Below are 14,957 nucleotides of genomic sequence, written 5' to 3'. Positions count from 1 at the left end.
GCCTGGACGTCGAACCAGGACCGAGCTGCAGCCTTGCAGTCCTGGCTCGATTACTACAACCTAGACAGAGCCCACCTCGGCATCGGGGGCAGCACGCCCATCGACCGCGTCAACAACGGTCGAGGTCAGTACACCTAGACGCCTGCCATTGACTGCGAGTAGCTGTCCCGCGGGCAAACGCCCGTGTGGCAGCCGAAACCTAACAGTCCACGCGATGCCGCGGGCAACCAATACATGCCCGGAGCGTCGAACGTCTGGAAGCTAAAAGAGATCTCGTGGTTCGGCGCCACGAATCGCCATCCGGTCAACTGGGCAAGTCCGTTCAGCAAAGGACTGTCCAGGTATTTGGCATTCACTTTTCACATCAGGCCACCGCGCACTGATATCGCCGATCGGGCCGCGTTGCGCACGAAATCTCGCTGTCGTTGCAGCACTGCGCGCGCTGCCGCGACATCGCGTGCGCTGAGTGCTTCTGCGTAGCCGGTGAGCAACTCATGGCCGAGTTGCTGCTGCCACAGCCGATCATTCAGGGTGGGGAGCCAGGCGGCTGCGACGCTGCACTGCCGAAACCGCTCACCGAGCTCTCGGGAGCCTGAGAGAGCGACGACCGCGGCATGAAAATCGAGATTGCTCTCGAGGAACGACTCGAGCTCGTCGGCGGTGTCGAGGGGGAGTGCCGCGAGCTCGCGCGAACGCTCCACGAGCCGATCGACGTCGGTGGAGTCGGCGTTACGAAGGTACTCCTCGACGACGCCGATCTCAATTGCGAACCGCGTTCGATAGAGCTCGTCGACCGACTCAGCGGTCAATGGGGCAATGCGGAATGTGCCGTCTTCCTCATCTCTTGCCACAAGACCGGCGGTACTCAAGCTCACGAGCGTATTGAAGACCGCGGTCGTGCTGATTCCGAGGTCTGAAGCCATGAGTTCTACATCAATCTCGCCGCCAATTGGTACGGCGCGCTGCAGGATCCAGCGTCGCGCCGAGGCGAGAGCGGATCGCTCGCGAGCACCCGCGAACTCGCCGAATTGTCCCCGGTAGTAGGTCAGTGGTTCTCCAGGCTCTACTGAAGCGGTCAGCACTCGCCCAAAAAACACGGTGTGCGTGCCGCCAACGTGTGTCTCGGTAATCTCACACTCGATCCCCGCGAGCCGGCCGTCCAGAAGCGGGAGATCCGCATCACCGAAATCGACGGTGACCCCGGCAAAGCGATCCTCAAGTGGGCGCGCGAAGCGAACGGCAAGCTCGCCCTGCTGCGCCGAAAGGATACTCGCCGCGAACCGACCCGTGCGCATCAGCGCATCGTGGGTGCTGCTGGAACGGTTGAGGCACGTGATTACCATGGGTGGGTCGAGTGACAGTGAACTGAACGCCGACACAGTAGTGCCGTGCAAGTGCTCACCCTCGGCGGTGGTGATAATCGTCACCCCCGAGGCGAAGTGGCCGATGACGCTGCGAAACGCGACATCGTTGACCGGGGTGAGAGGTGAGGACTGCTGTGTCATAAGTGCGCCTTTCATGAAGGGGCGAGTGTGGATAGGGAAAAGGAAGGACTAACTGTTTACAGCGTGTCCATCCGCGTAGGGCTGTGCTCGCGGCCCGAGCATGATCTTGCCGAGCAGGCCCTGCAGAATCATGCGCTCGGGGGGCGAGAGCGGGGAAAGCCAGTCCTCGATTAGCGCCTGGTGCTCGGCATGCGCTCGTTCGACGAGCTCGATGCCACCGGGGGTGAGCGTCATCATGATGGATCGAAGGTCGATGGTGGAGTCGCGTGTGGCGACGAGCTCTTTCTTTTTGAGTCCCTTCATCGTGGTCGAAACGGATGCACGGCTCATGGCTGTCGACGTGGCCACCTCGTGCGGTTGCTGCGATCCTGAGACCCACAGCGAGAAGCAGACGCGGAACTCAGTCCAGGACAATCCGGCGGGGCGGAGGACCTCGTTCTCGGCATCGTCCATCATGAGGCGATTGATGCGCCGAAGAACGAGACCGGTTGCCGTGGCATCCTCGAGGCTCGCCTCGGGAAACCGGGAACGAGCGCGGTGACGAGCACGCTCAAGGAACGAGCCGAACCGATCGTTCGTATGCGCCTCAGTTGCGGTCTCATCGGTTTCGCTCATGGTGGGCGTCTCGCTTTCAGTTCGCAGCGGGACCGGCTGCCCGCTGATAAATCATCCTAGAACATCCATGTTTGAACTAACTTTACACTGGAAATCGTTGCAATCAAGCCACATTGGTCGAAAAGCTTAGTGAAAGTAGTTTGGAGATTGACTAAATATCGAATTCGGTGATAGCGTCTCGTCAGGCCCGAGAGCGGGGCGCCAAACGGCGGCCACGCTCAGGTTGGTCCCCGCACTGTCGCGTTCATCGAAGGAGCCCCCATGTCGACCTCATCCCCCGATCCGCTGGTCACGGAGTTGCTCTTCCGAGTAGAGCGACTCGAAGCAGCGCAGCAGATCGCTGAGGTGCACAACGACTACGTACGAGCCCTTGCAGACCGCGACTGGGATCGCGTCGCTGATCACTACACCGATGACGCTTACTGCGACATTCGCAATCACGGCGTACACCGAGGCCGCACCGAGATCCGGAAGATGTTCGCCGATGACCTCGAGCACGTTGTGCGCACCCGAGACGGGTACATCCTCTCTTCTCCGGTAATCACCGTCGACGGCGACACTGCTACCGGAGAGTGGATCTGGCATCGGCTACAAAGCGACTTCCACACCGCCCTCGGCACGATTCGCGTTTGGGGACCCTGGTCTGAAGGCAAATACCGCTGTGAGTATCGCCGCGTCGGATCGAGGTGGAAGATCTCGAAACTCTGGTTCCGGGTCCACGCTCCCGACTCGGACGACGAACTGCTGGCGGCGAAGCAGGACTCGCGCGTAGTCGGTGCGCTCCGACCGCTCGCTTCCTGACCCGCGCTCGCTCCGAAACGATGCTCTCGAAAGGCACACCATGACCCGCCAGATGACGCTGACGACCTTTCTCCTGCCACTCGGCTACCACCGCAACAGTTGGCGTTTGCCCGGCAGCTGTGCCGAGGACGTACCCGGGCTCGACTTCGTGGTGTCGCTCGCTCAGATGGCCGAACGAGCGAAGCTCGATGCGGTCTTCTTCGGCGATGTCTCACACGCGAACGGTGCCATGCGGGGGGATACCATGATGAACGGCTTTTACGAGCCGATGACGGTGCTCTCGGCGATTGCCGCACGGACCTCGCGGATCGGGCTGATTGGAACGATTTCGACCTCGTTCACCGAGCCTTATAACGCCGCCCGTCAACTCGCGGCCCTCGACCATCTGTCAGGCGGACGCGCGGGCTGGAATGTGGTGACATCGACCGACGGGTTCGCGAACTACGGTCTCGCTGAGATGCCCGACCCCGTTGAACGGTACCGGCGCGCGCGTGAGTTTGTCGAGATTGTCAATGCCCTGTGGGACAGCTGGTCGGACGACGCGGTCGTCGTGGACCGGGATGGAGGCCGTTGGCTCGATCCGACGCGAGTGCGTCCCATAGATTTCTCCGGCGAGTTCTTCTCCGTCGCGGGCCCGCTGACCGGGCCGCGCTCTCCGCAAGGGCGACCCGTGATTGTGCAGGCGGGCTCATCGGGCCCGGGGAAGGCGCTGGGAAGTGCGATTGCCGACGCAATCTATACGGCGCAACCGCACTTGCCGACCGCCATCGATTTCGCAAGTGAGCTGAGAGGTCTCGTCGCAGACGCGGGTCGCGACCCTGAACGTGTGAAGATCCTGCCCGGAATCGTTCCGGTGATTGGTGACACCCTTGCTGAGGCCGAGGAGATCGCTGCCGCACTCGGAGAGATGTTGGATTACGACCAAGGCCGACGTCAGATCGCGGCCGATTTCGGCATCCAACTAGGCGACATCGATCTGGACGAGCGCATTCCCGAGGAGCGTCTCCCCGACCCGGGTCAGCTAAGCAGCCGACAGAACATCTTCCGCAGCAAGGCAGTAGAAGGCGGACTCACGCTGCGTGAGCTCGTTCTCGATCGAGCCCGTTCGACGGGGCACCAGTGGATCGTCGGTACGGCAGCAACCGTCGCCGACCGCATGCAGCAGTGGTTTGAAGCGGGAGCCTGCGACGGCTTCAACCTCAATGCACCGTACAACCCCGGCGGATTCGAACGGATGTGCGCGCAACTCGTTCCCGAACTGCAAAATCGCGGGCTATTCCGCACCGAGTACTCTGGCGAGACCCTGCGTGAGCACCTCGAGCTGCCGCGCCCCGATGTCCGCTTCTCGACCAGCGGCGATAACAGATGAACGGCATCATCACACGGCCCGGGGTTGACCCGATCACGGTCACCGGCAAGCCGGCTCCTCCACCACTCGCGCGCGAACGCCTCTCCAGGCACGGATTGCGAATCGAGAAGGATCTGCCCGTCGTTCTTCGCGATGGTGTGACTATCTATGTGGACGCCTTTCTGCCGGAAGGTGGCGACCCGGTCCCCGTGCTGCTCGCTTGGGGGCCGTATGGCAAGCACTGGATCACGGATCGAACCTTCCCCGGAGCCGACGTCGATCCCGAATGGATCTCACCACTCACCGGCTTCGAAGCACCTGACCCGGTGTTCTGGTGTGCGAACGGTTACGGTGTGTTGCTCGCCGACCCTCGAGGGCTCTGGCATTCAGAGGGCGTCTTTCCGCACAACGGGCCGCAGGAGAGGGATGATCTTTACGACACGATCGAGTGGATCGGCGCGCGCGAGTGGTGCACTGGGTCGGTCGGAATGCTCGGCGTCTCCTATCTCGCCGGGAGCCAGTACCAAGCTGCTGTCGCAGGCCCGCCCAGTCTTAAAGCCATCAGCCCCTGGGAGTGCTTCTCGGACTGGTACCGAGAGTTCGCGACACATGGCGGGATCCCCGAGACTGGATTCCGGCCCCGCGTGGCCCAGAACGTGTCATATTCACTCACCGCCACGGAAGATCCTCAGGCCAACATTGTCGCCCGGCCACTCGACGATCCGTACTACTCCGAAAAGTACGGCCCGCTGCACGAGATCGCGGTGCCCGCCTACGTGGTGGCGTCGTGGAGCGACCACGGGCTGCACACGCGCGGGACGTTGACTGCGTTCTCAGCCATGGGTTCCGCCCAAAAGTGGCTTGAGGTGCACGGGCAGAAGAAGTGGCGTCACTTTTACGCCCCCGAGAGTCGCGCGCGACAGCTCGCGTTCTTTGACACATTCCTGAAGGGGGAGGAGCGCGGTCTGCGCGATTGGCCGCGCGTGCACCTCGAAGTGCGCGATGATCCGCGTGAGCAACGCTCGACGTGGCGGACCGCGCCCGCATGGCCACCGTCAGAGCATCACCGGTCGCTCTTCCTTGATGCGGGCAACGCCCGGCTGGTCGAGTCGCATGCGCCGGAAAGCGAAGTGCAGTTCGATCCGCGCGCGGAAACGGCGCAATTCAGCTACGTCTTTGAGCGTGATACGGAGTTGATCGGACCGATGTCGCTTCGCCTCTGGCTGCGGGTTGATAATGCGGATGAGGCCCCGGCGAACCCTACCCTCGACATACTCGACGCCGACGTTTTCGTTGCAGTGGGTAAGCTCAACCGCGCGGGTGACGAAGTGACCTTCCCAGTGAATGCCCTCTTCGACGATGGCCCTGTGGCGTTGGGGTGGTTGCGGGCGAGCCACCGCGCACTCGATGCCGTGCGCTCGACCGCGCTCGTGCCCTGGCATCCTCACACTGGCGAACAGCCGCTCGAACCAGGTCGGCCCGTTTGCCTTGAGGTTGAGATCTGGGCGCAGGCGACGCGCTTCGCAGCGGGTGAGACGCTGGTGCTGTCGGTCCAAGGGCGTGATTTCCTCGTGCGGCCACCCGCCGCTGGAAGGCCACCGCTGCAGATCCTGCACGAAGAGTTGCGCACACGGGGACGCTGGACGTTGCTCGCGGGCACCGAATTCGACAGTCGCCTGCGGATCCCGATCGATGTTCCGGCAGGCGCCGGCGAAGAAGGGTGAGGATCGCCGTGTTGCGTTACATCGCGGGAAGGCTTGCCGCATCAATCGGAGTGCTCTTCGCTCTCTCGATCCTTTGCTTCTTGATCGTGCGATTGATTCCCGGCGATCCAGTCGCGAACATCGTCGATACCGACTCGGCCACGCCGGAGCAGATCGCCGCGATCCGCGAGCAGTTGGGCCTCAACCGACCGTGGCCCGAGCAGTACCTCACTTGGCTCGGGGGCCTGCTCACCGGAAACCTCGGCCGCTCGCTCACCATGCCCGTACTCCTGCAGGAGCAGGTCGCGAGCCGTCTACCGGTAACGATCGAACTCGCACTGATCGCGACGGTCATCGCCGTGCTCTTTGGACTAACGTTCGGCACCGCGGCGGCATTCTGGCGTGGCCGCGTTCCCGATGTCTCCATTCGTGCCCTCGCGTTCTTACTGATCTCCCTCCCCGAATTCATCGCGGCGACGTTCGTGGTGGTCGTAAACTCGTTCACCCTGCGACTTCCGCTTCTCGGTTACCAGAGCTGGGAGCAGAGTGCAACCGGCCACCTCGCGTCGCTGCTGGTGCCGGGGATGCTGCTGGGACTCGGCAGCGGAGCCGTGCTGACCCGCTACGTGCGCAATTCACTCCTCGACGCGCTTGATCAGGATTACATCCGGACGGCGAGAGCCAAGGGAGCATCTCAACTAAGACTCGTGTTCGGGCACGCCCTGCGCAATAGCCTTATCCCGGTCGTCACCGTCGTCGGAACGACAATGGCGCTGCTCATCGGTGGCACAATCGTGATCGAAAACGTGTTCACACTGCCTGGTATGGGGACCGCACTGATTGCCGCCATGAACACCAGCGACTACCCCGCGATTCAGAGTTACGTCGTGATTCTTGGGGCGTTCTACGTCCTGATCAACCTGCTGGTCGACCTCAGTTATCCATTGATCGATCCGAGAGTAAGGCTGGTGAAAAAGTGAACATCACAGCACTGCGACCGAGTCGCCGCGCAAGCCGGCGCGAGGGAAACTGGGAACTTCGGATTGGATTGGGGCTCTTCGTTGGCCTCGTGCTCTTCGCTCTTTCGAGTCTTCTGCCTGGTGTCGACGCCGAAAGCTACGGGCCCGACGCGCTCTCTGCTCCGTCTGCGCAGCACTTGCTGGGAACAGACAACCTCGGCCGTGAGATGACTGCGCGCCTGTCGACGGCCGCGCTCGGTGGGCTGCAACTCGCGGTCGTCGCAACGCTGCTCGCAGCGGTAGTCGGGATCGGGCTCGCGCTGATCGCCGGGTATTTCGGTGGTATCTGGGACAGCCTCATCATGCGCGCCACAGATCTGGTGCTCTCGATCCCCGGTCTGCTGATGGCGTTGGTTATCAAAGCGATTCTCGGACCCGGCACCGTCACCCTGCTTCTCACGATGACGGTTCTCTTCGCGCCCGTGCTGACTCGAATCATGCGCGGTCCGATACTTGCTATCAAGGAGCGTGGCTTCATCACGGCGGCTGAGATTGCAGGCCGGTCGCGTTGGAGTATCGCCGTCGGCCATATCCTGCCGAACGTGGCCACCCCGCTGCTGGTGACAATGGCCGGGGTAGCCGGCCAAACCGTGCTCGTTGAGGCAACCCTGAGCTACCTCGGCCAGGGTGTGCAGCCACCGAACCCCTCGGCAGGCCGTATGGTCAACGAGTTCCAGAAGTACATGCTTACGTACCCCTACCTGATCGTGCTGCCTTCGCTACTCATTCTCCTGCAAGTGGTCGCCTGGAATTTGCTCGCCGACGGGCTGCAAAAGTCGATTGGCAGTGGGACCACGCGCCGACGCAACGTCCTCATGGCAATGATCGCGCTGCTCGCAGGGTCGCGACCCGGGCGGGCGGCACGCCCGCGGAAATCCGAGAACGAATCGCCTCCGCAGCGCCCCACGACTCGCACCATCCGTACCCAAGAAATGGAGTAATCTCCCATGAAGAAACGCATGCTACTTCGAGCCGGCATCGGCGCCGCGCTCGCTGCGATGCTCACACTCACTGCCTGCAGCGGGAACCCTGATGCCGCATCCCAGGAGAGTTCCGCCAGCGGGGGAATGCTGCGCTACGGCGTCGATTCCCTCCCCGTGACCGGTGGTCTTGACCCGGTGAATGGAACGCAGCCGCTGGCCAATCGCATCGTGCTCGCGCAGATGTACGAAACGCTGCTGACGGTGGACGATGACGGAACACTTCAGCCGGGCATCGCGACCGACTGGGACGCCACCGATGGGAAAACGTTTGTCTTCACGATTCGTGATGACGTGAGCTTCGCCGATGGGACGCCGCTTACAGCGGAGGACGTCGCATATTCGATATCCCTGGCCGCACCGGGAGCGCCAGATCAGCTCGCGGGGTTCCGCGAGGCCCGAGCAACCGATGATGGGAAAGTCGAAGTGCAGTTCGATGAACCCAACGGTGCGTTCCTGCCGATCGCGTCAGCGTGGTCGGGGATGTTTATTTTCAGCAAGGATTGGTACGAGACTACTTCCGAAGACGAGCGCATGCGCTCCGCTAACGGGTCTGGAGCGTTCGCGTTCGAGAGCTGGGAGGACGGGGTCAAACTCATCCTGAAGAAGAACGAGGGGTACCGCGACGCCGACAAGGTCAAGCTCGACGGCATCGAATGGGTGCAGGCGAGTGACAACTCCGCTCGTTTGGCGATGCTGCAGCAGGGACTTGTAGAGGCCGCTGACATCTCCGATCCCGTCATCGCCGACCAAGCGGAAGCGGCGGGTTTCGTGCCTGGCGCCTCTCCCGCGCTGCGCAATATGAATCTCATGATTTCGGCAGCGGGCACGCCGCTCGAGAACATCGATGTGCGCCGCGCCGTCTCGCTCGCCATTAATCGTGAGGAGCTCATTGAGGTGGGTATGGGTGGTCAGGGTTCGCTGGCTTTGCCTGTGCCGCCCGGCGATCCCCGCAAACTCGACGAGGAACCCGCTGATGCGCCCTACTACCAGTACGATCTCGCAGAGGCCAAGCGGTTGATCGCCGGCTCCGGCTACAGCGACGTCACGATCGACCTGACCTACGCCGGCGATATCAGTGCGGCTGACGTGCCAATGCTCGAGGTTCTCAAGGAGCAGCTCAAGCAGGCAGGTATCACCCTGAACCTCAAGGCCGAAGCGTGGTCGAACATCACCGCGGTCTTCGGTGGCGCGCCGGCCCCGTCCGGACTGCTGCTGATCCCGATGATCGCGCAGTCCGACGTCAGCGGGTACTTCGCAGCGACCAGCGGCAGCGTGCTCGATTTCTGGGGCGACAATCCCGACGCTCAATCTGCGCGCGCACTTGTGCAGCAGATGATCCACGAGCCCGACGTCGACAAGCGACGCGCGCTCGTGCAGCAAGCTACCAATGAAATCACGGACAAGGTACTGCTGCTGATCCCGGCCTCCAGCGTGATGGGGTACGAGTACCTCTCGCCAAAGGTGCAGGGCTACACCCCTGACCCGTTCATGGGAAGGATCAACCTGAAGAACGCGTCAATCGAGCAATAGGCGCGAACGAAGTGGTGATGGGGTTTCCGCGATTCGGCGGAAACCCCTCGAACCAAGGATTGAGAGCAATGAACCAGCAGCGCACACTCCATATCGAGGGCCTCAGCGTCGCCTACCAGCCGGGCAGCCCGGTAGTCGATGACGTTTCTCTTCACATAGCGCCGGGCGAGGTGGTGGGCGTAATTGGAGAGTCGGGATCGGGAAAGTCGACGATCGCTATGGCTGCGATGGGGTTATTGCCTCCGCAGGCGATTGTCACGGCTCGACACCTCGAAGTCGCAGGCAACGAAATGCTCGGAGCTGGGCCCCGCGAACTGCGCAACCTGCGCGGCCGGGTGGCGTCGATGGTGTTCCAGGAACCCATGACTGCGCTGAACCCCGTCATGCGGATCGGGGATCAGATCATCGAGGTGATGTTGATTCACGGGCTCGCGGGCCGACGCGCGGCTCGCGAGCGTGCGCTCGAGTTGCTCGAACTCGTTCGCATGCCCGATCCGCACATTCGGATGCGGCAGTACCCGCACCAGCTCTCGGGCGGTCAACGCCAGCGGGTTATGATCGCGATTGCTCTCGCCGGAGACCCCGCGCTGCTGGTGGCTGACGAGCCGACGACCGCGCTCGATGTGACGGTCCAGGCGCAGATCCTGGACCTCCTTATGGAGCTAAAAGACCGGCTCAACCTGAGTATCCTGCTTATCTCGCATGACCTCACCATGATCGGGGCGAATTGCGACCGCATCAATGTCATGTACCGGGGGAAGATCGTCGAACAAGGGCCACCCGCGAAAGTGCTCAGCAATCCGAAACATGCATACACGGCAGCCCTCGTGCTCTGCGCGCCAGGGCCGCACATCCCGCCCCGAAGCCGATTGAGCGTGGTGAGTGAAGCGATGGCTCCCGACGCGGATACAGTCGATGTGCCGCCCGAGGTGCTGACTTACGAGCCAGATCCCTTGCAGCCCGAAACCTTCCTGAGCTTCGACGCCGTAACGAAGGAATACCGGGTGCCTCCGTTTGGCCGCGTCCAAGCACTCAAAGGGATTTCTCTCGGGTTGCGCCGCGGGGAGACATTCGGTGTCGTCGGCGAATCAGGCTCTGGAAAGAGTACGCTCGCTCGCCTTGCCCTGCGCATTGAATCACCAACGAGCGGAGCGGTGCGCTACGACGGGATCGACATCGCGCAGTTGCGCGGTGCGGCGCTGCGCGAGCATCGCCGTCGGGTGCAGATCGTGTTTCAGGATCCCAATGACACTCTCGACCCCCGGCACCCAGTGGGGAGGTCGATCGGTGAACCGCTACGTGCCCAGGGTGCGCGGGCCAATGAGGTCGAGGAGCGCGTGCGCGCGTGTCTGAATCTCGTCGCGCTCCCGGCCGAGGCAGCGGAGCGTTACCCACGGGAGTTTTCGGGCGGCCAGCGTCAGCGCATTGCCATCGCCCGCGCACTTGTGACGGACCCCGAGCTCATCGTGCTCGATGAACCCACCAGTGCGCTCGACGTGTCGGTGCAAGCCCAGGTTCTGAATCTCCTCGCCGATATCCAGGCACGCACGGGGGTCACCCTGCTTTTCATTTCGCACGACCTTGCCGTGATTCGTCACCTCTCGCATCGCGTTGCCGTGATGCGGCATGGTGAGCTAATCGAATACGGCGACACTGCAACCATCTTCTCTGCGCCACGCGAGGAGTACACCCGTCAGCTGTTCCAGGCTGCGGAACCGCCACAGGGAAGGAATGCCGCGTGATGTCATCTCCAGATACTGAGTTCGACCTGATCCTCACGGCCAAACGCATCGACACGGGCGAGCACGGTCCCACTGGTGTGACCGCCATCGGTGTGCGCTCAGGTGAGGTCGCCGAGTTGGGGAGCGGTGATGACGCGGACCGCTGGCGACTCAGCGAGAACGGCGAGCGCCACCACTTCGCCGGGGCAACAGTCAGCGCCGGGCTTTCTGATCCTCATACGCACCCGGTGCATGGGCTGCTCGGGGTGCGCGGGATTGACCTGGGGGAGGTGCGAGACACTGATCAATTGGTGTTGGCGCTCTCGGCAGAAGCCGCACGCCTCAAAGCGGGTGAGTGGATTATTGGGTGGAACCTCCGACCAGAAGCTTTCGCAGGCGATCCCGCACGCGAGCCCCTCGACCTCGGCAGTCCCAAGAATCCCGTATTCATTCGCCTCTTCGACTTCCACGCTGCCGTGGCGAGCAGTCTGGCGCTTCAAGCAGCAGGTGTCTTCGGAGCAGCGGACCTCCCTGGCACCGCCGAGGTGGTGCTCACTCCTGACGGCACGCCGACCGGATACCTCAAAGAGTTTGCTGCCATGAAGCTCGTAGAGAGCGCCGCCCCCGTGCAAAGTGTGCGGGAGCGGGCGGATGCCCTGTTGGCACTGTTCCAACAGATGGCTGCAACAGGGATTACCTCCACCCATTCACTCACCTACGATGCGAGCTGCGCCGAAACTCTGGAGCTCATTGAGTCGGAAACCGAGCTGCCGCTACGCGTCCGGTTCTCCCCCGTCTACCGTAACGAGGTGCGAGACGGCGACTACTCGTATGACGAGATCATTGCGTTGCAGGGTCATGGGGGTCGGAACTGGTCGATCGAAGGCGTCAAGTTCTTTTTGGATGGAACGGTCGAGAACGGCACGGCATGGCTGCAGGAGGCCGACGCGCTCGGCGAGTCGGTACGATCCGTTTGGGACGATCCCGAGCGCTACTCGGAGGCACTGCGGGCATTCCACGCCGCTGGCATCGCCTCGGCCACGCACGCGATCGGAGACGCTGCGGTGCGGCATGCGTTGGACGTCATCGCCTCGCTTCCGGCTTCTGCAGACGCCCCAAGGCACCGCATCGAACACGTCGAGATCGCTGACGACGATTTGGTGCGCGAGTTTGCTGAGAGTGGAGCCATCGCGAGCATGCAGCCCGGAATCTCGATCATGTCGTTCGGCGCAGACGGCTCGAACCACTTTATGCATCGCCTTGGTGACCGTCACGAGCAGATCGCGCGCGTTCGATCATTCATTGAAGCGGGTGCAGTGGTCGCTTTCGGATCGGACTGGCCGATCGGGCCTTCCGACCCGCGAGTGGTGATGGCGATGGCGCGCACCCGCCGCGCTTTGAGCGGGGACATGGAGCCATTGCTACCCGACGAGGCGGTCACTGCGCGACAGGCGCTCGCGGCCTATACCGAGTCGGTGGCGACAATCTACGGTGCGGATGGCGTAGAAGGTGTCATTGCCCCCGGCGCTCGTGCTGACCTCACCGTGTTTGCCGCTGATCCCTTAACAGCACCCCCCGAAGAACTTGTATCGATTGCGGTGAAGGCGACATTCGTTGCGGGGCGCCGCGTGTGAGGCTTTGCTCACGCCGGGGCTACCGGGTGCCCCGTGCGCCCATGCGGTGCTCGGAGCTACCCAGTAGAGTCACAGCCCGTGGTCAGGCAATACGCGTGATCTTGCGGTCCTGCAGGGTGTAGGTCATCTCGCCCTTAAGGTGGATCACTTCTCCCTGGGTGTACGGGCGCAGCGGCGAGTCGGGCCAATCCCGGGTGACCTCGATGGTGTTTTCGACCAAGGCCCGGATGTGGTGCTCATCGGCCGCCAGAACCGTGCCCCTCACCCGCTCAGTGAAGTGCTGCCACGCGATTCGGTAAAAGGCGAAGAATGCTTCCCGCCCATCGAGGTCCTCCATGTCGCCTCCCCAGTCGAAGTAGATCTGGGGGGCCAAGAACTCTTCCAGCCCGGAAAGGTCTTGCGCATTGAATGTCGCCAAGTAGTTGTCGTACCAGGCTTGCAGAGACTGGTTGGTCATGTGGACCTCCTCGATACGTGAATACCCAGTGTCTCACGTTTCGTGGGAAATTCATGGCATTTACAAAAAACCTACATATCTTGTTCTTAAGCTAAGGAAGGAATCTTGAGATGATTTCGCTTGATCTTCAGGTGCAGCCGATTTCGACCATCGGGGGAGCGCCACCATATCTTTCGCCCAACGGCTGGGATGCGCTTCCGCATCCGCCGCTGGACGAAGCAGGGTATGCGGTGGAGGAATTTCGGGTGTCAGGGACCGCGCGTGTGTACCGGGACGCCCGCGGCTCGCTCGGTGCATCTGAGCCGTACGCCACTCGGATACTTGCCATCCACCCCCGGAACGACGCGAATTTCAGCGGAGTGGTGCACATCGAGTTGTTTAACCCGTCGACGGGTTCAGACTTCCCAATGTTCTGGCCTGATGCGGGGTATCACCTCATGGAGCGAGGAGACGCCTACCTTGGCATCACTTGCAAATCGGTGACCATTGCCGATCTGCGGCAGCGTGACCCCGAACGCTATGCCTCACTCAGCTTCCCCCACGACAGTGCCATCTGGGACATGCTCGGTGCCGTGGCCGCAACCACACACCTTCCCGCTGCGGGAGGATTGCTTCCGGGGTTGCGCGCTCCATCTCGGCGCTTTGCCACTGGATGGTCACAATCGGGCAGCTTTCTGCGTACTTACCTCTCCGAACGACTGCACGAGCAGCACTCCTTGGCACTTGGCGAGTCGACTCCTGCTGGTCTCAGCGGAGCACCGATCATCGATGGCTATCTCATTGGGGTGTCGAGCGGTGGGTTCGGGCCTATGGGGTACGTCGAATTGGAACGCGATGGCGAGATGCCGCTCGACGAGAGCTTTGCGCCGGCGGGCGGGCTCACGGGCGTTGTCCCCATCGACGATCGCCGCCGCACGATCACTCGACCGCCGGTGCCCGTTATCGAATACCACAGCGAGGATGAAGCGCAGCATCACCTCTGGCACGCCCGCCCTGATAGCGATTTGCCGGGCGATTCTTATCGATGCTACCCCGTTCCCGGTCGAGGGCATGAGCCCGGCCTGCTGCCCACCGCTGCCCGACGCAGTGAGCAGGGGCTCGGTGATGTCCCCGACACAGAGCTGAATGCCGATGATTCACCGCGCAACGAGGGCAGCAAATGGTTGATCGCGACGACAGTTTCGCACCTCGTCGCGTGGAGCGACGGGGTCGCGCCGCCTCGCGCAGACCCGATTCCCTTCGAGGTGCCGCGCGGCTTTGAACGCGATCCCGAGGGAGTTGACTTTTCAGGAATCGAGCCAGTGCGCGACAATGATGGTCATGCGATCGGCGGGCTACGCTCACTCGAAATCGATCTCCCGCTCGCCTTTATGCGAGTTGTACCGAGCGAGCGCCACATCATGCCGGCCTGGGAACACGTACCATTTACTCGCGCGGAAGCGGACGCACGGTACGGCGGACCCGACGGATACCGCAATTCAGCGCGGCGCCGCGCGGCCGAATTGGTTGACACCGGATGGCTCCTCCCTGAGCACGCCGAGCTGGCTGTGCTCTCGGCCTGCGCTCGGTATCCAGAGAATGACGACCTCAACTGATTGGCTTCCGCGAGGGTTCCGGCGGCGTCGCCGGAACCCTCGCGTC

At 62.4% G+C, this 14,957-nt stretch carries 12 protein-coding genes and 2 pseudogenes; 10 read left to right on the top strand and 4 right to left on the bottom strand.

All coding sequences use genetic code 11. The features are described from left to right. Nucleotides 1–138 (top strand): annotated as a pseudogene (locus tag AB0O71_RS12725) (IS481 family transposase); the annotation flags it as partial. A gap of 221 nt (nt 139–359) precedes the next feature. Here the strand turns inward: AB0O71_RS12725 and AB0O71_RS12720 are convergent. From AB0O71_RS12720 to AB0O71_RS12710, 3 genes and pseudogenes are all read right to left on the bottom strand, one after another. Beyond that, on the bottom strand, nt 360–923 hold the full coding sequence (locus tag AB0O71_RS12720) for an FCD domain-containing protein (RefSeq protein WP_363745859.1): 564 nt from the start codon (nt 921–923) through the stop codon (nt 360–362). A 156-nt stretch (nt 924–1,079) separates the two neighbouring features. Continuing rightward, nucleotides 1,080–1,505 (bottom strand): annotated as a pseudogene (locus tag AB0O71_RS12715) (flavin reductase family protein); the annotation flags it as partial. A 48-nt stretch (nt 1,506–1,553) separates the two neighbouring features. Continuing rightward, nucleotides 1,554–2,120 carry a MarR family transcriptional regulator gene (locus tag AB0O71_RS12710; protein WP_363745853.1) on the bottom strand — a complete coding sequence of 189 codons (567 nt, stop codon included), beginning with the start codon at nt 2,118–2,120 and terminating at the stop codon, nt 1,554–1,556. A 261-nt stretch (nt 2,121–2,381) separates the two neighbouring features. Here AB0O71_RS12710 and AB0O71_RS12705 point away from each other — a divergent pair, with 261 nt between their 5' ends. The 8 genes from AB0O71_RS12705 (at nt 2,382) to AB0O71_RS12670 (ending at nt 12,859) form a co-directional block, all read left to right on the top strand. After that, entirely contained in the window at nt 2,382–2,921 is a 540-nt protein-coding gene (locus AB0O71_RS12705) for a nuclear transport factor 2 family protein (RefSeq protein WP_211648313.1), read from the top strand. 40 nt (nt 2,922–2,961) lie between these two features. Further along, nucleotides 2,962–4,290, top strand: a complete 1,329-nt coding sequence (locus AB0O71_RS12700; protein ID WP_336661984.1) for an LLM class flavin-dependent oxidoreductase — start codon at nt 2,962–2,964, stop codon at nt 4,288–4,290. Next, nucleotides 4,287–5,993, top strand: a complete 1,707-nt coding sequence (locus AB0O71_RS12695) for a CocE/NonD family hydrolase (protein WP_363745850.1) — start codon at nt 4,287–4,289, stop codon at nt 5,991–5,993. The genes AB0O71_RS12700 and AB0O71_RS12695 overlap by 4 nt, the downstream gene beginning before the upstream one ends. An 8-nt stretch (nt 5,994–6,001) precedes the next feature. After that, nucleotides 6,002–6,952, top strand: coding sequence for an ABC transporter permease (locus tag AB0O71_RS12690; protein ID WP_363745848.1), 951 nt, complete (start codon nt 6,002–6,004; stop codon nt 6,950–6,952). Nucleotides 6,953–7,020: 68 nt separating this feature from the next. Continuing rightward, nucleotides 7,021–7,932, top strand: a complete 912-nt coding sequence (locus tag AB0O71_RS12685) for an ABC transporter permease (RefSeq protein ID WP_363745846.1) — start codon at nt 7,021–7,023, stop codon at nt 7,930–7,932. Between the two features lie 6 nt (nt 7,933–7,938). Beyond that, nucleotides 7,939–9,504: an ABC transporter substrate-binding protein gene (locus AB0O71_RS12680; RefSeq protein ID WP_363745844.1), complete on the top strand. Its 1,566-nt coding sequence runs from the start codon at nt 7,939–7,941 to the stop codon at nt 9,502–9,504. 17 nt (nt 9,505–9,521) lie between these two features. Further along, the gene (locus AB0O71_RS12675) at nt 9,522–11,246 is read left to right on the top strand and encodes an ABC transporter ATP-binding protein (protein ID WP_363745842.1); all 1,725 of its coding nucleotides are present in this window, start codon (nt 9,522–9,524) and stop codon (nt 11,244–11,246) included. Further along, the gene (locus tag AB0O71_RS12670) at nt 11,246–12,859 is read left to right on the top strand and encodes an amidohydrolase (RefSeq protein ID WP_363745840.1); all 1,614 of its coding nucleotides are present in this window, start codon (nt 11,246–11,248) and stop codon (nt 12,857–12,859) included. The genes AB0O71_RS12675 and AB0O71_RS12670 overlap by 1 nt, the downstream gene beginning before the upstream one ends. 82 nt (nt 12,860–12,941) lie before the next feature. Here AB0O71_RS12670 and AB0O71_RS12665 read toward each other — a convergent pair whose 3' ends face one another. Next, entirely contained in the window at nt 12,942–13,316 is a 375-nt protein-coding gene (locus AB0O71_RS12665; RefSeq protein ID WP_363745838.1) for a nuclear transport factor 2 family protein, read from the bottom strand. A gap of 110 nt (nt 13,317–13,426) precedes the next feature. Between AB0O71_RS12665 and AB0O71_RS12660 the strand changes: the two genes are divergently transcribed. Beyond that, the gene (locus AB0O71_RS12660) at nt 13,427–14,911 is read left to right on the top strand and encodes an alpha/beta hydrolase domain-containing protein (protein WP_363745836.1); all 1,485 of its coding nucleotides are present in this window, start codon (nt 13,427–13,429) and stop codon (nt 14,909–14,911) included. The last annotated feature ends 46 nt before the right edge of the window (nt 14,912–14,957 follow it).

This window comes from Leucobacter sp. NPDC077196, from assembly GCF_040687075.1.
In the GTDB taxonomy this organism is placed as follows: domain Bacteria; phylum Actinomycetota; class Actinomycetes; order Actinomycetales; family Microbacteriaceae; genus Leucobacter.
Note: the sequence above shows the minus strand (reverse complement) of the source record. Positions and strands in the feature narration are given on the sequence as shown.